The organism is Runella sp. MFBS21 (genome assembly GCF_029433105.1).
Lineage (GTDB): Bacteria > Bacteroidota > Bacteroidia > Cytophagales > Spirosomataceae > Runella.
Genome location: NZ_JARNTW010000006.1, coordinates 205866 through 231266, shown reverse-complemented (window position 1 = coordinate 231266; position 25401 = coordinate 205866). Strand labels below are relative to the sequence as shown.

Below are 25401 nucleotides of genomic sequence, written 5' to 3'. Positions count from 1 at the left end.
GTTAAGCTTTGCTTTTTAAATGGTTACTAATGAATTAGTTATGTCAAGATAGGTTTTACCACTTTTCCATGAACATCCGTAAGTCGGTATCTTCTTCCTTGAAACTTGAAGGTAAGTTGCTCATGGTCAATACCCAATAAGTGCATAACAGTAGCCTGAAAATCATGTACGTGTACAGGGTCACGAACGATATTGTAACTAAAATCGTCGGTTTCGCCATGAATGTATCCTTTTTTTACGCCTGCTCCTGCCATCCATATCGTAAATGCACGAGGGTGATGATCGCGCCCGTAGCTTTCTTTGGTGAGCTTCCCTTGTGAATAAGAACCTCGGCCAAATTCGCCACCCCAAATAATGAGTGTATCGTCTAGTAATCCTCTTTGTTTCAAATCCAATACCAAAGCAGCCGATGCTTGATCCACGGATTTGGTCATGATTTTGATGTCGTTAGGAAGGTTTCCGTGCTGGTCCCAGCCCTGATGATATAATTGGATAAATTTAACTCCTTTCTCGGCTAGTTTTCTGGCCAAAAGGCAATTGGCCGCAAAAGTGCCCGCCTTACGCGCTTCTGGCCCATACATATCAAAAATATAATCGGGCTCTTTTGAAATATCTAAGGTTTCGGGTACGGCGGTTTGCATTCGGTAGGCCATTTCATACTGTGCCATCCGGCTATTAATTTCGGGGTCAAGTACCTGTTTGTACTGGTCTTGGTGCATTTTGGCGAGGTAGTCGAGCATACGACGTCGGCTAGTACGGTCGATTCCCGGTGGGTTGTTGAGATAAAAGACGGGATCGGGACCCGAGCGAAAAACCACGCCTTGGTGTACCGAAGGTAAAAATCCATTTGACCAAAGTTTGGCATATAGTGGTTGGTCTCCTCCACGACCTTTGGACAGCAGTACTACAAAAGAAGGTAGGTTTTGGTTGTCGGAACCTAGCCCATAGCTGACCCAAGAGCCAAATGAAGGCCGCCCCCCTTGCTGACTACCTGTTTGAAAAAAAGTAACGGCAGGGTCGTGGTTGATGGCTTCAGTATGCATCGACCTAATGAAAGTAGCTTCATCGGTGATTTTGGAGATATGAGGCAATAGCTCACTTATCCACATCCGACTTTGGCCATATTGGGCAAATTTGTAAACCGAGGCTGCCAAAGGAAAACTACTCTGTCCGGCCGTCATTCCCGTCAAACGCTGCCCTTTTCGAACCGATTCGGGCAGATTTTGTCCCCACATTTGCTCTAATTTTGGCTTATAGTCAAAAAGCTCAAGTTGGGAAGGTGCACCACTTTGTAACAAATAAATGACTCTTTTTACTTTAGGCGCAAAGTGAGGCTTGCCCAAAGCCCCTTCGGTCGTATTAGCGGCATGGGTGGCCGAATTGCCCAACAAAGACGATAAAGCCGCCGCTCCTAATCCTAGACTAGTACGCGACAAAAAACTCCGACGACTGAGCTGGTCGTGGGTATGTTGCTCGATTTCTTCAAATGCGTTTTTCATCTCTTTATCACAAACTCGTCAAAATTCATAATGGTACTTGCCACGATAGTGAGTGCCGCTAATTCGGCTTTGTTAGCGGTGGCATCTAGGGGATATTCGCCTACTTTCAAAAGTTCATCACAACGGGAAGGGTTTTTTATAAAATCTTTCATTTCTTCTTGGTACAACTGAGTCATTAGCTGTGTTTCTGCGACTTTGGGAGGGCGGGAAGTAAGAGCGGTAAAAATATAGTTAATGGCAACAGGCACAGAAAGAGGAGTGTTTCCAGTTGTTTTTTGTTTGGAAATTGACTTTTGGGCCAAAACCCGAGCCGCTTCCACAAATTGTGGGTCATTGAGAGTTACCAAAGCTTGCAGTGGCGTGCTGGTTTTTTGGCGTCTTACGCTGCAAAAATGCCGTTCGGACGCATCAAAGTTCAGCATCATAGGCGGCGGAGAACTACGCTTCCAGATAGTGTACATACTTCGACGATAGAGCGAATCGCCATGATTTTGTACGTATTGAACCGCATTGCGGGTGGCGAGTGCTTCCCAAATACCCTCAGGCTGGTAAGGGTGAACACTTGGCCCGCCGATGTGATTGCTCAAAAGACCACTTGATGCTAATGCGGCATCGCGTACTTGTTCGGCCGAAATCCGATAGCTTGGCCCACGGGCATAGAGTAGATTGTTGGGGTCGGCTTCTAATAAACGTGAATTGGCCGAGGACGACTGACGGTAAGTGGCCGAAAGAACGATGTATTGTTGTAAAAGTTTATAATTCCAGCCCGATTCTCTAAACTTCACGGCTAAATGATCGAGGAGTTCGAGGTGCGTGGGCAAATCTCCTTGATTTCCAAAGTCTTCTGCCGACACTACCAGTCCTTTGCCAAAATACCTTTGCCACATTCGATTGACCATCACTCTGGCAAAAAGCGGATTGTCTTCATGAATAAGCCATTGAGCAAGCCCCAAACGATTTTTGGGAAATTCTTTCGGAATCTTGAAAAACTGCTCAGGAGTATCAGCCGATACTTCTTCGTCGGGGGCGTCGTAGGCACCCCGTTTGAGAATGTGAGCTTTGCGAGGATATTTTCGCTCTCGCATTACCATCAAATCGATTTCTTTGTTCAAAATATCGGTTTCGTCGCTTATTAATTGTTTGCGTTCAGTGAATAGTTTTTGAGTTGGCGGGTCGATATGGGTGATATAATAATCAAACAAACTTTCTATTTGAAAAGAGGTACGTTTGTCAGAAGGGGTATTGAGCGCTGTTTTGACAAAATCTTTTTCTCCAATCACGCTATGTACTTCGAGGGGGGTAAGCTCTCTACGAAATACTTTTAGTTCGTCTACTGCATATCCTTTAAAGTTATAATCGTGGCGCTGACCAATGGAGAAGTTGGGAGCACCTGCCCCCCAATTGGTGTGATTTTTACCCCAAAGTATACTCTCTCTAAGACCGTCTGACATCACTTTGCCAGATGCTCGTTGACCATTGATATATACTTTGAGGCCATTTGCTTGGCTAGAGCCATCGTAAGTCATGGTGATATGTGCCCAACGGTTGGCTTTGAGTACATAATCTGTTTCGAAATCAATGGCATTGTCAGGCCAAACATTACTTATTCTAAAAGCCAGTCGCCCGTCTTCGAGTCTTTCGCATTCATAGCCTCTAAAACCGTTGAAGGGGCCTAGATTGCGGTTAAATAATGGGCCTTTGAATTTGGGATCGATTACACCCACCCATAAGCTCACCGAAAAAGGCTGATTACGTTCAAAAAATCCAGAAACAGAAGGGACATCTTTGTACTTTCCCCAGCCGTTGATACCTCGCATCTGTAGGTAACTTTCGCCAATCAACCGTATCCCTTTACCTTTGGGGCTTTTGATGCGTACGGGTAGGAAGTCTAAGTCGCCGTTGGTCTCAAAGTGTAAAGTATCATTAGCAAAGTTTTTGAAGATAGGGCGCTTTTTATCTTTCTTCTCTCCCGCCATTCTGATGTTAATGGAGTCAAACGGAACATCAATGATCAACTCAGAACGAGGGGAAATACGCGGCGCTTTGTCAGCTTTGGCAAGCCATTGTTCAAACCTTTGTCGCACAGCTGCTGCGTCTTTTAGTTTGTTGGTTTCAATCTGAGAAAGCTTTTCTTTGATAAATTTCAGTTGCCGTTGGGCTTCGGGTTTGGGTAAGGTGATAGAAGGGCTAGGCTCACCGTTATACGGGATTTGACCATATTCGTTGTTGTTATTGAAAAAAGCGAACAACGAATAATAGTCTTTTTGACTTATGGGGTCATATTTATGGTCATGGCAGCGAGCACACTCGACTGTGAGTCCTAAGAAAGCTTTCCCAAAAGTATTGGTACGGTCGGCTACATATTCTACAAAATATTCTTGTGGTACAATCCCCCCTTCTTGGCTTTGCTGATGATTGCGGTTAAAAGCCGTCGCAATGAGGTGTTCTTTTTGGGGATTGGGGAGCATATCGCCCGCAAGTTGCCAAGTCACAAATCGGTCAAATGATAGGTTTCGATTGAAAGACTTAATGACCCAATCCCGATAAGGCCACATCGTACGGAGGCCGTCGTCTTGGTAGCCGTGGGTATCAGCGTAGCGGGCTACATCAAGCCAGTCTGCCGCTTGGTGCTCACCAAAATGAGGGTTACGCAGGAGTTGGTTTACTACTTTTTCGTAGGCATTAGGGCTATTGTCTTTCAAAAATGCTTCGACTTGTTCGGGAGTGGGAGGAAGGCCAATCAAGTCAAGATACACCCTTCTTAGCAAAGTAGTCTTGGAAGCCTCAGGTTGGGGCTGAAGAGGAGACGGTTGCTGTGACTCTAGTTTGGCAAGTACAAATCGATCAATGTCGTTTTTGATCCAAGCGTTATTTTTAACTTTTGGAAGTTCGGGTTTAGTGGGCTTCACAAACGACCAATGCGGTTTGTATTCAGCTCCTTGTTCTATCCACTTGACAATCGTCGCTTTTTCTTGGGCTGAGAGCGTAAGGTGCGTGGAGGGCTCGGGCATTACGTAATCGGGGTCTTCCGACAAAATTCGATGCACCACATCACTTTTGGCTGGATTGCCGGCTACGATGGCATTCATTCCGCTTTCACATTTTTTATCATAAGCGGCTTCGGCGACGTCTAGCCTCAAATCGGCTTTTTGTTTGTTTTTATCGGGACCATGACAAGCAAAGCAGCGATCCGATAAAATAGGTTTGACGTGGAGGTTGTAGTCTAATTTTTCGGGTAAGGTTTCGCTTGCTTGTACCACGTCTTGTGGTAAATCTAAGCTATCACCACAGGCTCCTAAAAAGACAATAGAGAGGGCTACTAAGCTCCAATTGATTAAAACACGCTTCTTCATTTTGATGACACAAGTAAGGGTGGCATAACCACTCATTATGAAAAGTTGGTGTTTTTGTAAATGTACTTAAAAACAAGAAAAAATATTATTGATAAATACCTAAAGAACCAAAATCATGTCATCGTTGAAGCCGTTTCTTTCAAATTCTCCTATTTTTTTGAATCCCCATTTTTCATAGAAGCGGATGGCTTGGTAGTTGGTTTGCTGTACTCCTAAATATAGGTTGAATAGGGCAAATCAAGACTTTAAGCTTGATTTGCCCTATCTTTTTAGATTTTAAGAGGTAGCATCTAGCGGTTTCAAATCATAAATCGAACGAATACTTGCAAATTCTTCAATAATGTTGATTTCTAAATCGCGTAGCTCCCCTGTGCGTACATCAAAAACCCAACCGTGAATATAAGGATAACCTGTTTTGTACCAAGCCCTTTGCACGTGGTCTATCTTAACGATGTTGATGCATTGCTCTTTTACATTTAATTCTACCAGTCTATCAAATCGTTTTTGTTGGTCGGTGATAGAATCCAACTCTTTTTGATGAAAACGATACACATCTCTTAGCGTTTGAAGCCAGCTATTGAGCTGCCCCATGTCGCTAGGATTGAGAGCGGCTTTTACACCTCCACACTCATAATGCCCACATACGATGATGTGTTTTACTTTGAGATACTCTACTGCATACTGTACCACCGCGTTGACATTGTTGTCGGTAGCTACTACGAGGTTGGCAATATTGCGATGGATAAATACTTCCCCCGGCTGAAGTCCCATGAGATCTTCGGCTGTAACACGGCTATCAGCGCAACCGATATAGAGGTATTCGGGGTGTTGGCCTTTGGAAAGTTTTTGAAAATACTCAGGGTCGTTGTGAAGTTTTTGAGCGACCCATTCTTCGTTGTTGTCAAAGATGTGTTGAAAAAATTCTTTCATAAAAAAATAACAGTTGAGTGAATGGAATGTTGTAGAGTATTTGTACCAATATTACAGAGAAAACTTCTCTTAAACAAAAGCTCAAACGTGCATAATTTGGGGAGAAGGTAAAAGAGGCAAATTACGGGCGGATTCTGGAAGTCTGTTCTAAATCCTTATATACTTCTTCAAATGGTTTTCCGGCTGCTACTTGTTGGACAAGTACTTGTACGTTGGCTTCTCCTACGGCGGCTAGCCATCTTGAAACTTCGGTAGCTCCTGTCATGTAAGCAAGCATCACATGGCTGTCATTGCCATTAAAAAAGCCCCGCATCGATGAAATATCTTTTAAATCGAGTGTTATTTGTCCTCCACGTGAGAGATAAAGACATTCTTCTTTGTAGCTAAGGTGCCGTTGGATACTGTCGGTTTGAGGTACAAAGCGGTAGTCTACCATCAATGCTAGCCCTTCATTAAACCATTGGGGTATTTGGCGGGTAGTTTTCCACCACCCTAATCGCGTAAAAAGCTCGGCGTGGCACATTTCATGCGCAATGACATCCGTGTTGAGCCCTTCGACATTCAACACGATGAAAGATTGACCCCAGGGAGTTCCAAGGCTACAGCCTGCCCCTTCGGTGCTATTGCAATAGTGGCGGTATTGTTCGGTATTTTCACAAAGGATAAAAGTAGCTTTCTGTTGTGGAGCACCCCACAAACGGTTGATACGTTTATGGGCGTCAGCCATTGCTAATTGGGCTTTTTGAAGGTTTTTGGGGGGAGTATCAGGACTGATATAGAAGGTGGAAGTAATCTTTTTGAAATCTGAAAATTCAATCCATTGGCATCGCCATACATGCGGAAACAATACAAAATAGCTAATGACAACTGCCATTAGCCCTCCTATTGAGTAAAAGATAAGATGACGAGGAAATCGATTCATTGAATCGTAATTTTACACACCAAATGGTTTATTCGAAGTCAGAAAGGTCAATCGCTAATGCATTTGCTGCTTGTTTGATAATGGTTTGTTGATAGAGTGGCCCAATCTCCGATAGTTTTGATTCTCCACTGATGAGCATGTTTATCATTTCATTGCTTAAAATGTAAGGTGTTATTAAGCTGCCGTGCTGCTGTTCAATCCACCTTTTGATAGGCAAAAAAATGTTTTCTTTCAGTAAATTGTGGCGACTAGTTCGCTGTTGAATCACCATGACTTGCGACCCCGTTAGGGTCAATTTTGTGGCAGGCAAATTTGCTTGCTGAGCAGCATTGAATGCCTGTTGATAAACCTGAGTTATTTTATGAGCGATAGAAGGGTTTTGGATTCGGTAATGAATTCCTTTTAAGGCCATCCACTCTAGCAATGTATCGGGCTGATGTAGTATATCATAAAGGATTTTTTCGGAAATAACTTGATATACTGGCTTTTTGACAATTTGGGCTTGCTCGTCTCTGAAACGATAAAGCTCATTTAAAATATGCTGATGAAAAGGACTTAGTTCTTTTAGTTCTTTAGGGCTTAAAAATGTATTCTTGGGTTTAGAGGCATAGGTTTTTGTTTCTAAAAACTTCATACTTTCTCCAAACCACTGCCAGCGTTGTTGGTTTTTGAGCTGTTGAGCGAGCGTATCTCTTAGTGTTAATAAGTGAATGACATCATTGGCGGCGTATTCAAGCTGAAGGTCAATTAAAGGTCGCTTGAGCCAATTACTCTGTTGTTTTTTCTTGTTTGATTCAATCCCAAATACCTCATTCAATACACTCCCTAAGCCGATTTTCTCGAAGTTAAGCAGTTTACAGGCCACACTCGTATCAAAAATATTTTTGGGGCGGCAGCCATGTAAATAAAAGAGCCGCATATCTTCTCCACTATCATGGAGCACTTTCTCAATGTTAGGATTCTCTAGTATCTTCCAAAGCGAGTTTAAATCTGAGACTGCAAAAGGGTCAATCAAAAAACAGTCGCCCGAAGGGGTAGCAATCTGAATGAGACAAAGGGTAAAACCATAGGCAAAATGATTGTTATCAAATTCAGTATCAAGTGCTATGGTAGTTAGGCCACTCAGGTGATGAGAGAGGCTTTCAAACTCTTTTTGATTTTGAATAAAAATAGGGATTGACATAGCGCCAAAAATAGCAAAAACAGCGCCATTTTGTCTATTATTTTTAAATAAAACTACAAAAACGTGTCAAAATTTCCGCTTTTATGGAGCGGCACAACTATTGATAAATAAGCATTAATAAACCGCTAAACATTCTCTTGAAAACAAACATAAAAATTAGCCATGAATTTTAATCAATATACCATCAAAGCGCAGGAGGTTGTACAGAGAGCAGTACAAATGGCGCAAAGCAACCAACAACAAGTGGTGGAGACGGGACATATCTTGAAAGCCATGCTGGAAGAAGACCCCAATACATCGCAGTTTTTGGCTAAAAAGTTGAATGTGCCTTTAACTACTCTCAATACAAAACTAGAAAGTATTGTGGGCGCCTATCCGAGAGTGGCAGGTAGTGCCAATACCGAATATCTAAGCAATGACCTCAATGTAGCTTTTCAGAAGGCTCAAAGCTATCTTAAAGAATTTGGGGATGAATTTGTAAGTGTCGAACTACTCTACTTAGGGCTTGCCGCTGGCAAAGACGCCACTGCCAAACTGATGCAAGAAGTAGGATTGAAAGAAAAAGACTTATTGGCCGCGATCAAAGAATTAAGAGGAAAAAATAATCCAGTGAAAGACCAGAATGCCGAAGCTAAGTATCGTTCATTAGAGCGATACAGCAAAAATTTGAATGAATTGGCTCGGGCGGGCAAGATTGACCCCGTCATCGGGCGAGACGACGAAATTCGCCGCGTACTACAGATTTTGGCGCGTCGTACCAAAAACAACCCCATGCTTTTAGGCGAACCGGGGGTAGGTAAAACAGCTATTGTAGAAGGACTCGCTCAGCGTATAGTACAAGGAGACGTACCTGAGCAATTGAAAGATAAGGAAATAGTGTCGCTTGATATGGGGCTGCTCATTGCAGGTGCCAAATACAAAGGCGAATTTGAAGAACGCTTGAAGGCCGTTATCAAAGAAGTGACAGATTCGGATGGCCAAGTTATTTTGTTTATTGACGAAATCCACACGCTCATCGGGGCAGGGGCTGGAGGTGAGGGCGCTATGGATGCCGCCAACTTACTCAAACCAGCCCTTGCGCGGGGCGAACTTCATACAATTGGGGCTACCACTACCAAGGAGTATCAAAAGTACATCGAAAAAGACAAAGCACTGGAGCGGCGTTTTCAAGTAGTAACGGTAGATGAGCCTTCTGAATCAGATGCAATTAGTATCTTGAGAGGTATCAAAGATAAATATGAACTTCACCACGGAGTCCGTATCAAAGACGATGCTGTTATTGCAGCCGTGGAGTTGTCGAGTCGCTATATTTCAGACCGATTTTTGCCCGATAAAGCCATCGACCTTATGGACGAAGCAGCGGCAAAATTACGTCTAGAGATGGACTCCGTCCCTGAAGAACTCGACGATCTCAACCGCCGTATCATGCAGCTAGAAATTGAACGAGCTGCTATCAGACGCGAAAATGACAAAGAGAAAGAAGCGCGCTTGAACAAAGAAATCGCTGATTTGAACGAAGACCGTACAGCTTTGAAAGCCCAATGGGAACTTGAGAAAGGAAAAATCACGGAAGTACGAACATTGAAGGAGCAGTTGGAGCAGTTTCGTCTCGAAGCCGACCAAGCTGAGCGTAGTGGAGATTATGGTAAAGTAGCTGAGCTACGCTACGGTAAGATTCCGGAAATTGAGAAAAAGTTGGGGGAAAATAGCCCCCAAAAGCGCAACGAGAATCATACGCTTATCCAAGAAGAAATCACAGCGGAGCATATAGCAGAAGTAGTGGCTAAATGGACTGGAATTCCGGTAAGTAAAATGCTCCAAAGTGAAAGAGAAAAATTACTAGGACTCGAAGCCGAGCTTCAAAAAAGAGTAGCCGGACAAGAGGAGGCGATTCAGGCCGTGGCCGATGCCGTGCGTCGTTCGCGGGCAGGTCTACAAGACCCCAAACGCCCCATTGGAAGTTTCTTGTTTTTGGGACCAACCGGTGTTGGTAAAACAGAACTGGCCAAAACTTTAGCCAATTATCTATTCAATGACGACAATGCCATGGTGCGTATCGATATGAGCGAATACCAAGAGCGCCATACCGTGAGCCGATTGGTGGGGGCGCCTCCGGGCTACGTAGGTTATGATGAAGGAGGGCAATTGACTGAGGCCGTGCGTCGGAAACCGTATAGCGTTATTTTACTAGATGAAATAGAAAAAGCGCACCCTGATGTCTGGAATATTATGTTGCAGGTGCTAGATGATGGCCGTTTGACAGACAACAAGGGACGTTTGGCCAACTTTAAAAATACTATCATTATCATGACCTCCAATATTGGTAGTGATATCATCATGGAGAAGTTTAAAGAAGCAGGCAATAAGCTTGAGAAAGGCTGGAAACTTTATTTCAAAGAAGAAGCCAAAAACGATGTGTTGGGGCTTTTGAAACAAACGGTGCGACCAGAGTTTCTAAACCGTATTGATGAAATCGTTCTCTTTGACCCGCTAGGTCGTGATAATCTCAAACAAATTGTCAGAATTCAGTTCAATCATATCAAAGCCTTATTGGCCGAACAAGGCGTAACCCTTGATGCCTCTGACGAAGCCCTCGTTAAGCTCGCAGAAGAGGGATATGACCCTGCTTTTGGCGCAAGACCTTTGAAAAGAGTACTTCAAAAACGTATCTTGAATGAGCTTTCGAAGCAGATTTTGAGTGGAAAGATTACCAAAGATTCGGTAATAATGATGGAACTCGGAGAAAATGAAGAAGTAGTCTTTGAGAATGTGACAGAACTTAAAGTAGAGGTATAAAATAAACTAAAAACCCCCGCTGAGACTTCGGCGGGGGTTTTGTTTATAATTTATTGTCAGCTTTCAGGTACGTTTTGTTACCGTTGGAGTTGATGTAATATTGACCTCCCTTAGGTCCTTGATAAATGGTGCGGCCTTTGTCGTCTTTTCCGATAGTTTTGTCAGCACCAGCTACCTTTTTACGAGTGCCCATATCAGCTTCTTTACCATCGTCATTTTTGGCTACAAGCTTGGGTTTGGTTGTTTCTTCTTTCTTGGGTTTTTCAGCTTTCGCTGTTTTTTCCTCCTTTGAAGCTTTTTCCTCTTTTGGGGCTTTTTCCTTTTTTTCAGTTTTCGCTGTTTTTTCCTCCTTTGGGGCTTTTTCTTCTTTCGGGGCTTTCGCTACTTTTTCTTCCTTTGGGGCTTTTTCCTTTTTTTCAGTTTTCGCTGTTTTTTCCTCCTTTGGAGCTTTTTCCTCTTTTGGGGCTTTCGCTACTTTTTCTTGCTTAGGAGCTTTTTCTTTTTTTTCAGCTTTTTCTTCTTTTGGTGCCTTCGCTTTCTTTTCCTTTGCAGGCTTTTTGTCATCTTGTGCGATAGTATCTACCGCTACGCCCAAGCAGCAAAACACTACTAATAGGGCAAACAACTTTTTCATGGGAGTAATCAATTTGGTTATTGGTGAATGAGATATTTCAAAAGTATTGCAAATTTTCAGAATATAAAGAAAAGATTGTGCTTTTTAATTGCTTTTTAAAGCATTAGACGAAGAAGGTACACAACTGTCACCATATCAATCTTTTTACACCTATGAAAAAGCTATTTATTGGACTTACTATATTGCTATCATATACGGGGCTTGCTCAGGGAGTGACTCCTGATTTTAAAATACAAGTGATTGATAATCAGATTGATGTTGGGTATGGATTGGCATTGGGCGATGTGGATGGTGATAAGCGAATAGATATATTGTTGGCAGACCAAAAAGAAATTGTATGGTACCGTAATGATGGTACCAAAGATACCAACTCCTGGAAACGCCATGTGATGGCTTCCAATCTTACTCCCAAAGATAATGTCTGTATTGCCGCACGGGATATTGACGGTGACGGCAAAGTAGAGGTAGCGGTAGGAGCCATGTGGAACCCTGCCGAAACCAAAGACATCACGCAGTCGGGAGCGGTATTTTATTTGATTCGCCCTGCTGACCCTACGCAGCTTTGGGAGCCAGTACGATTGCACCACGAAATCACCACTCACCGAATGAGGTGGGCCAAAGTCAATAAAGATAAATTTCAGCTTATTGTGGTGCCTTTGCATGGGCTCGGAAACGTCAATGGAGAAGGCAATGGCGTGAAAGTACTGGCATATGATGTGCCCAAAAACCCAAAACAAACTTGGCCCTATCATTTGGTAGATTCGACACTCCATATCACTCACAACTTTGAAATTTGGGAAGATAAAGACGCTACTAAAATCCTCATTGGTAGCAAAGAAGGAGGTAAAGTGGTAGCCTATCAAAAAAATGAGTGGAAATCTACTGGCAAATGGATTGGCGAGGGAGTAGGAGTAGGTGAGGTGAGAAGAGGCGATTTGCCCAATAAAGGCACCTTTGTAGCAGGTATTGCTCCGTGGCACGGGAACCAACTCGTTGTCTTTAATGCCCAAACAAATACAAAAAAGATACTAACCGACCAACTAAGTCAGGGGCATGCATTGGCCTGTGGTGATTTTTTGGGTTTAGGATATTCTCAAATAGCTGTAGGCTGGCGAAACCCTAATGCAGAAAAAAAAGTAGGAGTCAGATTGTTTGTACCAAAGGACAAAACAGGGGAAAGCTGGGAAGAATTTGTATTGGACGAAAGTGTAAGGATGGCTTGCGAGGACCTTCAAGCGGTAGATTTGGACGGTGATGGGGATTTGGACATCGTAGCCGCAGGCAGAGCTACGCTCAACGTGCTCATTTATTGGAATCAACGTAAATGAGCTATGCCTGTCAGCATTTCGTGGGCTACTTTTTGAGGCTCAAAAGAAGCAACCAACTCTTGAGAGGCTTCTCCCATTTGAGGTAAGCGCTGAGGATTGTTGATAAAAAAGCGCATTTTCTCTAATAAATCCTCTGTATCGTTAGGATCAAAAGCAAAGCCATTGACTCCATTTTTTACTAAATCATCCACACAACCCGAAGGCTCCGACACCAACACCGGCAAGCCACATATCATAGCCTCATTGACCACTAGCCCCCAAGGTTCGGAGTGGCTGGGCAATACCAGTACGTCGGCCAAAGCGAGGTGTTGCGATACTTCATACCATGCGACTCCCTTTTCGAAGTAAATGTTTTTGATAGACTGAGATATTTGCTGTAAGTGAGCTTTTTGCTGTCCTTCGCCTAAAAACACTAATCCCCAATCGGGAGTCTCGGCGCTGATTTTGGCAAAAGCTTCTAAGAGAAAAGGCAGGTTTTTGGGAGGAATGAGCCGGCCTACAAAAATGAAATTATAGCGTGCCCAGTTTTTTTCTTTTTTGCGCTCTTCACGTGTGGGTATAGTAGCTTCGTATTGTTTAAGAATGGTGTCATTGTCAACTATCGCGGCTTTTTGGGTGAAAATCTGGGAAGGTTTTACACCCAACAATTGTAGATACTGCGCAGACGAACTCCCAAAGCAGAAAAATCCATGAGCCATTTTCAATAACCTCTTTTTTACTTGTTCTTTCAAACCTTGGCGAGCATGGTCTCTGACGTTGGATTCATTAGAAATAATCACCTTTATACCCGTTAATTTGGCATAAAACAACAAAACTAACTGGGCAGGGTCGTACCAACCTGTAAGGTTCAAAACATCGGGACGATAGGCTCGGATTTTAATCAATAGCGCTTTTGTACGATCCCAAACACTAATTTCGTCTAGTGATTTTTGGAATAATACTTCGTAGTCATAATCATACCTGAATGCTTCTGCTTCTCCCATGTTGGCACGACTACTTTCAGAAAGGGCAATTTGAGCCACATGAATTTGGATGCCATATTGGGGAGCTATCTTATGAAGTTCACTAAATAATTTAGATTTATAGTGAGCCCAAAGTTGATTATGGACGATGAGTACGCGCATGTTTTGAGAAGTAGGCGTCGAGGTATTGTTTTAAAACCGGATATAAGTGTTTGGCCATATAAGCTTGACCTTTGGCATTGTAATGAATACTATCAAACTCTGGACTCCGAAACAAATCTCTAGTCAGAGAGTGTTCTTTCTGGTTGATTTTTAATTCATCAATCACAAATATGTGATTTTTGCGCGCAAAATCCAGAATCTCTTTTCCTTGGGAATCATATTGGTTTTGGTCAATTTCGGGCAGTTCAGGGTGTAAGTACATAAAAAAAGGAATGCCCAATGCTTTGGTTGTATCTGCTAACTGTTGATAGCCCGCGTTGAAAGTAGTGCCAAATTTATGAATCACATCGTTGGGAGCCTGTTGGGTAGCTGGCGATAGCCATTCCTTGAGTGGGACTTCTACATAATGATAGATAAATAGATTATAAATATAGCGATGCCAAAATTCGTAAAGAGCCACTTTATATTGTTTTTCGGGGTAATTGGGATTTACTCCCACGATTTTATGATGACTCATGTTGTCGTAGGCGTCATGACTACTTGTCACTAAGCACATCACATCAGCCCCAAAAAATCCTTTTTTCTTTAAAAAGGCGAAGGCATTGTCTGGTCCCCACGATCCCGCCGAAACGTTTAGGACTCTGATGGTTTGCTTATAGTGTTGGGTTAGTTGTTTTTCAAGAATGGTACTTGCCAAATCATCATGGTCAGTAGGATTGCCACCATTGATGACCGAATCACCTACCAGTAGTACTACAGTAGTATCGGCAGGATTGATAGGCTCGCTTCTAAGCGAAAATTCATTGGTTTTGACTACGTTTCGAAAACGAAAACGGTATTGATTAGGGGCAAAAATATACTCAAAGTCAGGGTCTTCGATGTACAAAGGGGCGTTGCAAAAGCCAAACCCAAAGCGTAGTAAAAGCTCGAAGACTCCTAGTAGAGCTAATAAAATAAATAAAAATTTTTTTCTAAAACGCATAGTTTAACTTATTGTCTGTTGACTAAAACTAAGACGAGTGATAAGAAAGGTATATACCAAAAAAAAGGTAGTATTAAAAATACTATCGAAGAAGCTATATTCAATTAGTTCAGTCTTCAAAGATTTTTCTAACAAACCTACTCCCAAACTAAGAGCGACTATCACACCTCCTCCAAAAATATAGAGCGGAGTAAGCGTATGATAAACATTTTGATGAAAAATTCCCCATAATAGAATTGATAACATTAGTGAAATATTAATGCGGTCCATACTACCATCTGTGGTGACCACATGGAGAAAAAATATAAAAGTACTTGCTGTAATAGCTTCTATTGAAAGTTTTTTTCGTATAAACCCGATAATGTTGATGATCACAAATGCAGTCGAAAAAATAATTTGTATGGTTTTCCAATATTCTGGTGTGAGTGTAAACAAAAAACGCCACATGGAGCCATGTATAGGTACCGTCACTCCTGCTTGTACGCGGTTTTGAATCATGGGTAGAAGCGTATCATAAAATGGCAAAAACCAAAAAAGGCAGCTAAATAAAGCTACAGCGGCATAAGAAATTAGAATTGGTACATTAGCAATTAGTGAGCGTTGGGATTGGTAAATGTTCCATAAAATAAGAGGTACAGCCAATATACTTATAGCCATAAATGAAGTAGCAAAACCTAAAAAGAATGCCGACAAATAGATTTGCTTGGACCTATCCTTAGAATATGAAAAGAAAATAGCCGCCAGTGTAAACAAGGTCATAGAGCCTTTAAACGAACCCACCAAGGTTCCAGAGCGTAAAAAGATAGGAGCTATCACAGAAATACCCAAAGCATACAGTAAAATAGGAGGAGAAACATATCTACTTATTCCCAGCTTCTTAGGAGTAGGTTGCCAAAGATAAAGTAGTGTTAATAACACATAAACGCAAAGAAGGCTATCAAACCATGCAAAAATCAGTCGATAGGAATATGGTCCTGCAGAAAGAGATTCGGCCCAGCCCATCATGAGTTCGACAAGTGGTAGCTGACTTCCGGCGTGGTAGTTCCACATTTGCTGCTCAGAAGCGGTAAAGGGGGTATAAGCTCTTTGATCGGTACGAAACTGCTCCCGCATAGCTACATTGTCATTAAAATCATAAGGATTAATCCCATTGACCAGCAATTGACCCATGTCTTGATCCATTGAAAGATCCACAAATCGGTTGGTAAAAGGAGATCCTAAAATAATCAGTACTCTAAGCGATATAGACAATATAAAAAATAAACCTACTAACGATAGTCTGTCGTATAGACGGGCTACATAGTAAAGAACTAGCGCAACCAAGTAAAAAGCCACTGCTGTAAAGAATACATACCAATCTAAGAGTAGCTTGGCCGACTTTAGAAGGGAGTAAACATTTACACAAAAACCACCGAAACAAACTGATAGAAACAAAACCAAGGCAATTTTGTCAATCAATAATCTTTTAGGGAGCGAAAAGCCTAATAGAGAATCAGTGGGGTCAAGAGAAGGCTGATTTGTGGATAAATCCATAGTTTAAACAAAATTCTAATGGTTGGCAATACCCTCATAAATTAAAATTTCGGGGCTTTCCTTTTTTAAGCTAAAACTATACTCAGGGAACATTTCCTTTAGAGAAGGGCCTGCATGAGAATCTAAGTAATACTTATGTAATACACAATATATTTTTTCTGCTTTTCCCAAATACTGTTGATGTACAAATCCGCCTGCTTCTGATGCCTTAAAGTTAAACCCACTCAGAAGCTTACGCCCATGTTTAACCTCTACATTGAGGGAGGTAGGTACAAAAAACCAAATTCGACCAATCGCATTTACATCATCATGTGTGTGAATAAAATCTAAATCTTCTTGGGTGAGGTGTTTGAGGGTATATCCCGACTTTCCAACAATGTTATTTTGATAAATTTCCCATTTTTTTGCACCATAAATAAAAATACCATTGGCAAAGTTTATAATAAAAAGAAGGATAAGAGTTATTTGCCCCCATCGTTGTTTTTGGCTTAAAAACTGCAATAAGAGTGGTAAAAAGAGATACGCCATTATCTTGAGATGGCGATATTCAATGGATATTTCGGCACCTGTATTGTAGAAAAAAAGGAAAAGTGCACAATAAAAAATATAAAAACCTAGGAATACAGTTTTAAAAATACTATTTGACATTTTTATACTAATCAGCAGTACTACGCCAAAGCTTAGAACTGAAACAATACCATATAAAGGGCCTATAGGGCTGTAATTGAATGTGTTAAGTTTAAGATAAAGCTCTGATAAATTGAGCCATTGAGTAAGAGGATAGCCTAAAATCTCAAATGAACTAGGCAATGGAACAAATTTAATTGCGCTTCCTGTAGTAGGATTGGTACCTAGACGTAGAAAAAATACTTGAGTAAGTAAAAAGTAAACTATCGCACAAACTCCTACCACTAAAACTGTATAAAAAGAAGAATTTATTTTTTTTGTACGATACCAATCTTCTATAAAAAAAAATCCTGCACAAGTAGCGATTGCTCCCAAGCCAATGGTGTAGGAAGATTTGAGTATAAAACAAACAAGCGAAATAAGGAGTAAGCTTACAAAAAGCAAACCATAACGATGACGATATTTTAGGAAGAAATAAATGCTCCAAGGCTGTCCGCCAAAAATCAACAATTCACCGCCTGTATAATTGATGAAGTTGGTAGTAAACAAACGAGAACTAACGAGCATCATTAAGCAGATAGCAATGATAGAGGGCTCTACAGAAAACTGTTCGTAGACTTTTTTCCATCCGATTAACCCAATGATGGAAAAAAAAACGGTAGTGATTAGGCTCGCAACTCCAAGCGATGTATTTGTTAATTGGCTTATAGCTCCTGGAAATAAGTATTGACCCGGAGTCCACCAAGTCAAAAATAGAGAAAGGTCTTTTTGGATATTAGAAGGATGGGGTAAAGTCATTTTATTGAAGTCCCCTCCCATTATCATTTCCATCCATACAGCAAAAGAAGTTCCAGGATCTTCGCCAATTACCTGTGGAATAAAAACACTAGATACAATGAGAATAATAAATACCAATAAAATGTAGGCATGCCACCCAATAAACTGCGTCTTCATTTAAGATTGTGAAGTAGGGTTCAGGTCTGAGAAAGAGCCAAAACAGGTTTGGAAGATTTTAAGCCAGAAAAACGGATAAAGAATGCCTGAGTAAGCCATGCACTAATATCTATCGTTTGGCCTCCAGAAGCTAAAGCTACAAACAATAACAATGAAAAATAAGCAATAAAAGTGGATGCAGGGTTTGTAGGATAGCTGTATTGAAGGAGGTTGGTCATTCCCAACAAAAACCAAAAACCATTATAAAATATAAATCCTAAGATACCCAGATTGACCCAGGCTTCAAGCGAAGGCACATCAAAAAACTGGGATTTGTACCCTTCTCCAAATATAATAGTTCCTATTGAAGCTTGGTTGAAAAAGAAATCAGTGGCATATTTCCAACTAAGTACTCGATATAAGGAAGAGTGGTCAATTCCACCTTCACCTGCTGTAGGCTCACTGGTTTGCACCCCAGTAATAGTGTAGATTACTCTCCCAAACCGGCTTGAAAACGCTTGATAGTTTGACGTGACGGCGGTCGTAACAAAAGTCAGCTGAGAGAGAGATAAGCTTATTATGATAGCAATGCCGCCCACTATTTTCAAGGTATTTTTGGAAAATAAGGCTTTCACTACTTTGATAGAGTTGAACATAAAAGCTACGAATGTGATGACTACCAATGTAATGATACTCGTATTGGTACGGCAAAGAATCATCACTACTACCGAAAAAAATACCAAAAAAAGATATACAAGTTTATACAAAAAGCTATTGGTACGCTGTACCATAATCATAGAAGCCACAATGGTCATTAGGGCATTATTGGCGTAAGTGTGTGGGTTGCTTTGGGCAGTATTGGCAGCATAGCGGATACCTGCACGCTCTCCAATATGCCAAGTAGGGTCATTCAAGATAACGTACAGAAGCCCAATACTAGCAAACAAGGTATACAAAATAAGGGATTTTAAAAGAATGTCTGTCTTATCATTGGGATAATAACACATCAATAAGAAAAAAGCGATAGGAAGTACATAAGTAAGCATCTCCTTACTTCCTGTAGGCGAACCATTGATGCCAGGGTAATATTGCCAATACACCCAAGCAACCGCAATAAAGCCTAGCCAGAAAAAAGATAAAACCCGGTTGGGAAAATAAATGGTTGAGAAAATATTTTTAGGAAAAATAAGCAAGAAGCCAATTACCCAAAATATCATTGTAAATACACTACCGCTAGGACCAATCCGAAGCCCATCCCTAAAAAAGAATATAATTGGGTAGGAATTCCACAACATATGAATTCCCAGAGCTTGGCGATAGTATTTTAAATCATTCCACATGCTATACTAATTGATTAACTAAACAACCCATACCGTAAAATACAATAGATAGCTCGAAAGCCATCTTTCCAATTAATTTTTTTGCCTTCGGCATAGGTACGTCCGTAATAAGAAACGCCTACTTCGTATATTCTGATATTGGGGATACGGGCAATTTTGGTAGTGACCTCGGGTTCAAACCCAAAGCGCTTTTCTTGCAACTCTAGACCTTTAATCATATCAGCCCTAAACAACTTATAGCAAGTCTCCATGTCGGTAAGGTTAAGATTGCTAAACATATTGCTTAAGAATGTCAAGATTTTGTTTCCGATAGAGTGCCAAAAAAACAAAATGCGGTGTGCTTTGCCCCCCATAAAACGAGATCCAAAAACCACATCAGCATAGCCATCGACAATGGGCTGAAGCAGGATGTTAAATTCTTGAGGATCATATTCTAAATCAGCATCTTGTACGATAATATAATCCCCCTTTGCTTGGCGTATTCCTGTATGCAAAGCGGCCCCTTTTCCTTGGTTCACCTCATGTTTGTAATAACTGATAGATACGGCAGGATTTTGATTTTTAAATTCTAAAACCCTAGCTTCAGTATTGTCTTTTGAACAGTCGTTTACAACAATAATTTCTTTTTCAAATCCCCCTATCAACTTTACCGCTGCAACGGCTTTTAAGACCACTTGAATGGTTTTTTCTTCGTTATATGCAGGAATAATTACACTAAGTATTGGGCTCACAATAGATTTTTATTTATAGTCTTTGGTGAATTCGTTTGTTAAAGATAGTCCTTGATTTTACTTTGCGTTACAAAGTTGATTTTTTTACTTTGTATTTCAAAGTGAAATTTGGCTTTTATTTAATCTTCTCAATTCTTTCTTGTTAGATTGCTATCATTGAGGTATTTATAAAGGTTTTGTGCAAATATACGGCTACCGTTGTCACTCAAATGGCACAAATCACAATAATAATCTTTTTGTCGGGGCATTTGTTGATCCATGTCAAACAAGAAAGTATGATATTGAGCGGCTAATTGACGAATGACATCATTGTGGACTTGGACTCCTTGTCGTACATTGATGGGGTCGCCCCAAAGCCACAGAGGAGAAGGGTATTTGCAAGTGGCAAAATCCCGATAATCAGTATAGCCTCCATTGCCAATTACACTCTGGGGTACATATAATGCGTAGGTCATTAGAAGAATCTTTTCTTTTTTTGCTTGAGCTTCTTTGATAATTCCTTCTACGTTTTGACGGTATGCTTTGGCGGTTTTGATGTCGCTTCCGTATTGGATATAGTCTGGATTGATTTCTTGAAAATTCAAAAATTTCTTACCCTTCAGTTTGTCGATAAGTAAGTTGATACTTTTGTGAGCAATAAAGGGCAGTACCGTCCAGTTCACTTCAGGATGACGATTCATGAGAGCCATATCGTAGTACCACAAAATATGCTGATAGTCGTCCGAAAAATCTTTGGGAGGGATGTTGTTAAAGCGATTTTCGTTGATAGCCTCATAAAAGATAACCAAATCGAAATGCTTATCGGCGAGCATTTTGTATTTGTAAAGGTTGTCGAGAGAAGTATGCGCCGGTGTGGCGGCGTTATATATTTTTACTTTTGGATTACTAAGATGTAGAAGTGAATCCAAGGTTTTGTTGATTTGCCCGCCAAATTCTAAACTCATAGCTGAGCCACCCAAAATTAGGATGTCATAAGTGTCATTGTTTTCTGCAATATCAGCTTGAAGAATAGTCTGAAGTTCAGGATAAAATTTGTTACTAGGTTGCCAAAAAGGATACTTCATGATAAAAAGAGCAAGTCTTCCGATCAATTCTAAAAAAAGAAAAAGTAACAAAATTGAGATGGCCCCAAATATATAAGAGCGTTTTGATGACTTCATGGCAACAATATTTTTTTGCAGAATACCTCTGCTGTGTGGTCTTCTAGGTATTTTTGGCCATCGATAGTAGCCGACGGATGATTTAAATAATACTCAATAGCCTCCGCAATAGCGGTGGGTTTTTGTGGCGCTACTGTGAGGCCAAGTTTATATTGATGTACTAGCGCCCCCATAACTCCAAGCTGAGAGGCTATCATTGGCTTGTTGTATTTGGCCGCGAGACCCAGAATATTACTTGAACTAAAAAAATTGATATAAGGTACGAGTACAACATCGGCAAGTTTAATGGCCTCATTGGTATCGTTAGGATTAAAAAAGCGAATATGCTTCACAAAACTTATACCAGGATATTTTTTTTCAGCTTTTTCGATAGACGAATACAAGGTAGTTTCATAACCTATTTCGGGCTCACCACATATCAAGATGCACATTTGCTGATGTTGGGTGGTCGAGAGGGTGGCCAGTGCCTCCAAAATATTGGGTACATTCTTTCTTTCGGAAAGATGCCCATAAATCAAAAAAATCTTCTTTTCAGAAGGAACTCCGTATTTATCTTTAAGGACTTGGGTAGCAGTAGTAATAGGCAAGCCTACATCAATGGGGTCTGGTAAATACTCAAACCTTGAGCCAAATTTTCTGTTGTATTCTTGCACACCTTGTTTGTCATTCAGAATAAAAATTTGGTCGATTTCAGAATGACGTAGCATCCACTTCATTTGTAAGCCTTTGCGCCATCCTCTCCATTCGCGCTTTAATTTGGCTTTGAGAGTAGAACCATCTTCATAATACTTCCTAAAAGGCAAAAAAAGTAAACCCGAGATTTTGATACCTAATTTGGGAATAAAAGCCTTGCCTAACTCATACTGGAAAGCATCTATGTGCATAAAAACCAACCGTTGGATATGGTATTGCTCCACTAAAGGCTTTAGATAGTCCATTTCAGCGGCGGCTCTTGCTATCACACCTGTGTGGCTCAAAATAAAATCCAAATCTTCGGGCTTGATATAGCAAAAATTAATACTTGATTCGTCTTTTTGAAACCGAACCTTTGCACCTTCATGCAACACAAATACGAACTTTTCTCTAGTAGTTGGGGGAGATTGTTTGAGATACTCTACCAAAAACTGTAAATAATCCAAATGGTGGCCGCTAATGTCGCGGTCGTAGATGAGGGTACGTTCGGGTAGTTGCATTATTTGTTTACTAATTCTTTATAAACGGCCAAAGTCTGCTGAGCCGTATTTTCGGCTTTAAAATCAGGAAGTCGCTGATAGCCACGCATACGCATGAGCCGCTGAAGCTCGGTATCATAAATTACCTTCTCGACCGCAGCTTGAATAGATTCGGGGTTTTGAGCTTCAAAATATACACCTGCGCCTTCCGCGATTTCGTTAAAAGAGGTACCATCAGTAAGAGCAACGGGACATCCGCAACTCATAGCTTCTAAGACAGGTAGTCCAAAACCTTCCATCAACGAAGGGAACACAAAGACCTGTGCTTTTTCGTATAATTCTATCAGAGTACTATCATTAAAAATAGGATGATAGACAATTTGGTCTTGTAGATGATTTCGTTGGAACAATGCTTTTTCTTCTACCTTAAAACCGCCTCCACCAGCACATACCAATTTCAAATCTTTGTCTTTGGCCAATGTAGGGCTAATTGCCTCAACAAAACCTACAAAATTTTTATAATAATCTCGATTGCCTACAAACAATACGTAGCGTTCGGGAAGATTTAGGTTGTTGTTTAGACCTTTGGTCTTAAGTGCCTGCTTAGCTAAATAATTGCCTAAAGGAACAACCCTGATTTTTGATTCATCTATTTCAAAGTATTCCAAGATGCCTCTTTTAGTAGCTTGAGATACCGAAATTACTACATCGGCACGTTGAAGTAGCTTTTGTTTTAAACCCGAAAGCCCTTTCCCAAATACAGGATATGTTTCCCCGTATTTTTCGCTAATAACGTCATGAAAAGTCAACACTAGAGGCTTGGTACCTATCTTATTCAAAAAATAAGAATGATAGTAGGTAGGATGAAAAATATCAAAATTCCCCAGAGATAGCTTGGTAGAGCTATAGAGCCTGTTGAGACGTGAAAATACTTGATTGGCTCGGCGGTTTTTAGCGAGTTTTTGATAGCCTACAGGATGTGAATAGCTTACTTCTTTCAAATATTCGCTGTTTGAAAACTTAATCGCTAGTTCAAATTCAATGTCGTTTCGTCCACTAAAAGCGTTCATCAACTCATAAAAGTACCGAGAAATACCGCCGTATTGGGTGCCAGTAAAGGTCTGGTGATCATAAAGGACTTTCATGCAACAACTACGTATTGATAATAAATCGACCGCTTTTGGCAGATATTTCCCGCAAAAGTACAAAAAAACTAACAGCTATAGGTTATTTAGTTATTTTATGGTAAAGTGGAAAATGAGAAATGCTATCAATGATACTTTGGAGTTGTTGTTTGAGGAAGCGTTTCCAAGGGGATATTTGAGGAAAAAGGGCCGATCTCACAGAAAAGATGCTGGGTGGCCGAGAAATATATTGTGTGAGGTTAGCTAAGTATATTTTTCTAATTGAATCAAAACCAGATGCTTGGATAGTGGTGTTTAGGGCTTTAGGAAAAGATAAGCATTCTCTAAAATTTACAAAAATCAATTTTTCGGTTTGGTTCACTTTCCACTCATTTTCGCTAAAAGTGACAGCGCGTTCGTGAAGGTTATGAAGAGCAAGGTTCCAACCAATATTTTTGTTGACCAAAACATTTTTAAAAAAGATAGGAACGTAATTGAGCCAAAGCTGCTCGTGGTTCATGCCTTCGCAAAGATTGAAATGAGCCCGGTCAAAGAGTCGCTCTTTCCACCATTTCAAAAATTGTAGGGTATTGTCCGACTGGCGAATGGCCCAAAAGCCACTGTCATACATCCCAGTGTTCAAAAACATCTTCTCGTCTCCATAAGGTGTTTTACCAAACTTGTGGGTGATACGAGGTGTTAAGACAATATCATAATTTTTGATGACTTGTACTATTGCTCCTATATCACCTATAAAAAAAACGGTAGGGTCAACATAAATGAGCGTTTGGTATTGCTTTGTTTGTAAAAAAAAATCGGCAAAAAAAGGTTTAGACGCCGCGATGAGCGAAGCTTCATCGTAGCGTTGTTGTAAAGACTGTATCTCGCTCATTGGCAGTTCGTTGAGAGAGATAGTGCGGCTATCGAAAACTGTACGATTAGCATCTACTATTCCTATTTTAAAAGAAATATTGGGGGGCAGACTATCGCCTAATACCTTAGTAAAAGGAAGCTGTGCGACGGTACAAACGGTAAATATCAAAGTTTGGCTAGCCATTTTTCAAATGGTTTTTTTAGGAATTCTCTTACACGCTGATATTTGTATACGGGCTCAGATTTGATGTAAAAGCACGAAAATTGTCGATAGTAAGCATTATGATTTCTCAAAAGCTCAGCGCGATAAAACTCAAAGAGAGCTATTAAATCGGGTCTTTGCTCAAAAGTAAATCTATTTTGGTATTTCGAAATGATGTTAGGTTTGGCGGGGTCATAACCACTATAATGAAAAAACATTACAGGTAGATTGTTGACGGAGTGGGTGCCTTCTTTGGATGAAAAGCTGCGTTCGTGCAAATTCCAATAGGCAGCATTCCAGCCGGGATGTTTTTCGACGTGGACGTTGTTCCAAAAAATTGGGGCAAAATTCACCCAATTTTGATCTACAAAAAGTCCATTACATAAGTCTATCTTACATTCATTAAAAAGTTTTTCTGCCCACCATTTTACGAAATCAATTGCCTCGGGGCTTTTTCTTAAAGCAATAAAACCTAGATTGTAAACACCCGTATTTAAATGATGAAGCTCATTGGGAGTGAGCTGGTCATCGATAGGCGTAGCTAGATGAGGCGTGAGTACAAAGTCGTGTTTTTGAAGTAGATTTTCTAATTCAGTAAGAGGCTGATAAACAATGATGTCTGGGTCAAAATAAATAACATTGCTGACTTGTGAAATCTGCTCAAAAAAATACCTGAAAAAATAAGGTTTTACAGCTGTATTAAGCTCAGTAATGTTGTAATGCTCACACATTTCTTGGAGGCCACTGATACCTATATTATGTAACTCCAACAATTCGAAATCTGGAAGCATATCAGTAGGCACTTGGGCTACATCTAGCCTATCTACAAGCCCAATGATAAAGCGAATGTGAGGGTTGGTTCGCCTCAATGAGTCGCCTAGGGTGCGGGCTTGAGCCAGATAGTTGATAGAGCAAAGCGTAAAAGCTAATGTCATTGTCAGAGTTGGGAAGATTT

At 40.8% G+C, this 25401-nt stretch carries 19 protein-coding genes; 2 read left to right on the top strand and 17 right to left on the bottom strand.

The features are described from left to right. Positions 1 to 38: 38 nt before the first annotated feature. From P1X15_RS15280 to P1X15_RS15260, 5 genes are all read right to left on the bottom strand, one after another. Positions 39 to 1499, bottom strand: coding sequence for a DUF1501 domain-containing protein (locus P1X15_RS15280; protein ID WP_277339000.1), 1461 nt, complete (start codon positions 1497 to 1499; stop codon positions 39 to 41). Then, positions 1496 to 4852, bottom strand: coding sequence for a DUF1553 domain-containing protein (locus P1X15_RS15275; protein ID WP_409049687.1), 3357 nt, complete (start codon positions 4850 to 4852; stop codon positions 1496 to 1498). Before P1X15_RS15275 ends, P1X15_RS15280 begins: the two co-directional genes overlap by 4 nt. A gap of 276 nt (positions 4853 to 5128) precedes the next feature. Next, positions 5129 to 5782 carry a carbonic anhydrase gene (locus P1X15_RS15270; RefSeq protein WP_277338998.1) on the bottom strand — a complete coding sequence of 218 codons (654 nt, stop codon included), beginning with the start codon at positions 5780 to 5782 and terminating at the stop codon, positions 5129 to 5131. A gap of 121 nt (positions 5783 to 5903) precedes the next feature. Then, a complete protein-coding gene (locus P1X15_RS15265) occupies positions 5904 to 6704 on the bottom strand; it encodes a hypothetical protein (RefSeq protein ID WP_277338997.1) in 801 nt (266 codons plus the stop codon). Positions 6705 to 6732: 28 nt separating this feature from the next. Continuing rightward, complete coding sequence (locus P1X15_RS15260; RefSeq protein WP_277338996.1) at positions 6733 to 7887, bottom strand: ribonuclease D; 1155 nt, start codon at positions 7885 to 7887, stop codon at positions 6733 to 6735. A 162-nt stretch (positions 7888 to 8049) separates the two neighbouring features. Between P1X15_RS15260 and clpB the strand changes: the two genes are divergently transcribed. Beyond that, complete coding sequence (gene clpB / locus P1X15_RS15255; RefSeq protein WP_277338995.1) at positions 8050 to 10683, top strand: ATP-dependent chaperone ClpB; 2634 nt, start codon at positions 8050 to 8052, stop codon at positions 10681 to 10683. 43 nt (positions 10684 to 10726) lie between these two features. On the opposite strand, the gene P1X15_RS15250 is transcribed toward clpB, so the two are convergent. Continuing rightward, positions 10727 to 11317 (bottom strand): hypothetical protein, encoded by a 591-nt coding sequence (locus P1X15_RS15250; protein WP_277338994.1) that lies wholly within the window; start codon positions 11315 to 11317, stop codon positions 10727 to 10729. 152 nt (positions 11318 to 11469) lie between these two features. On the opposite strand from P1X15_RS15250, the gene P1X15_RS15245 reads away from it, so the two are divergent. Continuing rightward, a complete protein-coding gene (locus P1X15_RS15245) occupies positions 11470 to 12645 on the top strand; it encodes a VCBS repeat-containing protein (protein WP_277338993.1) in 1176 nt (391 codons plus the stop codon). On the opposite strand, the gene P1X15_RS15240 is transcribed toward P1X15_RS15245, so the two are convergent. The 11 genes from P1X15_RS15240 to P1X15_RS15190 form a co-directional block, all read right to left on the bottom strand. Continuing rightward, the gene (locus P1X15_RS15240) at positions 12633 to 13769 is read right to left on the bottom strand and encodes a glycosyltransferase family 4 protein (RefSeq protein ID WP_277338992.1); all 1137 of its coding nucleotides are present in this window, start codon (positions 13767 to 13769) and stop codon (positions 12633 to 12635) included. The two genes, P1X15_RS15245 and P1X15_RS15240, sit on opposite strands and share 13 nt — an antisense overlap. Further along, positions 13747 to 14751 carry an SGNH/GDSL hydrolase family protein gene (locus P1X15_RS15235; protein WP_277338991.1) on the bottom strand — a complete coding sequence of 335 codons (1005 nt, stop codon included), beginning with the start codon at positions 14749 to 14751 and terminating at the stop codon, positions 13747 to 13749. Before P1X15_RS15235 ends, P1X15_RS15240 begins: the two co-directional genes overlap by 23 nt. Positions 14752 to 14754: 3 nt before the next feature. Next, positions 14755 to 16284 (bottom strand): hypothetical protein, encoded by a 1530-nt coding sequence (locus P1X15_RS15230; RefSeq protein ID WP_277338990.1) that lies wholly within the window; start codon positions 16282 to 16284, stop codon positions 14755 to 14757. Positions 16285 to 16299: 15 nt separating this feature from the next. Then, complete coding sequence (locus tag P1X15_RS15225; protein ID WP_277338989.1) at positions 16300 to 17865, bottom strand: hypothetical protein; 1566 nt, start codon at positions 17863 to 17865, stop codon at positions 16300 to 16302. Positions 17866 to 17885: 20 nt separating this feature from the next. Continuing rightward, positions 17886 to 19184, bottom strand: a complete 1299-nt coding sequence (locus P1X15_RS15220) for a hypothetical protein (protein ID WP_277338988.1) — start codon at positions 19182 to 19184, stop codon at positions 17886 to 17888. A 14-nt stretch (positions 19185 to 19198) separates the two neighbouring features. Beyond that, complete coding sequence (locus P1X15_RS15215; RefSeq protein WP_277338987.1) at positions 19199 to 19915, bottom strand: glycosyltransferase family 2 protein; 717 nt, start codon at positions 19913 to 19915, stop codon at positions 19199 to 19201. A gap of 128 nt (positions 19916 to 20043) precedes the next feature. Continuing rightward, on the bottom strand, positions 20044 to 20979 hold the full coding sequence (locus P1X15_RS15210) for an SGNH/GDSL hydrolase family protein (protein ID WP_277338986.1): 936 nt from the start codon (positions 20977 to 20979) through the stop codon (positions 20044 to 20046). A gap of 92 nt (positions 20980 to 21071) precedes the next feature. Beyond that, on the bottom strand, positions 21072 to 22268 hold the full coding sequence (locus P1X15_RS15205) for a glycosyltransferase (protein WP_277338985.1): 1197 nt from the start codon (positions 22266 to 22268) through the stop codon (positions 21072 to 21074). Beyond that, on the bottom strand, positions 22268 to 23392 hold the full coding sequence (locus P1X15_RS15200; RefSeq protein WP_277338984.1) for a glycosyltransferase family 1 protein: 1125 nt from the start codon (positions 23390 to 23392) through the stop codon (positions 22268 to 22270). Before P1X15_RS15200 ends, P1X15_RS15205 begins: the two co-directional genes overlap by 1 nt. A gap of 82 nt (positions 23393 to 23474) precedes the next feature. Then, on the bottom strand, positions 23475 to 24428 hold the full coding sequence (locus tag P1X15_RS15195) for a hypothetical protein (protein WP_277338983.1): 954 nt from the start codon (positions 24426 to 24428) through the stop codon (positions 23475 to 23477). After that, positions 24410 to 25381: a glycosyl transferase gene (locus P1X15_RS15190; RefSeq protein ID WP_277338982.1), complete on the bottom strand. Its 972-nt coding sequence runs from the start codon at positions 25379 to 25381 to the stop codon at positions 24410 to 24412. The genes P1X15_RS15195 and P1X15_RS15190 overlap by 19 nt, the downstream gene beginning before the upstream one ends. Positions 25382 to 25401: the final 20 nt, after the last annotated feature.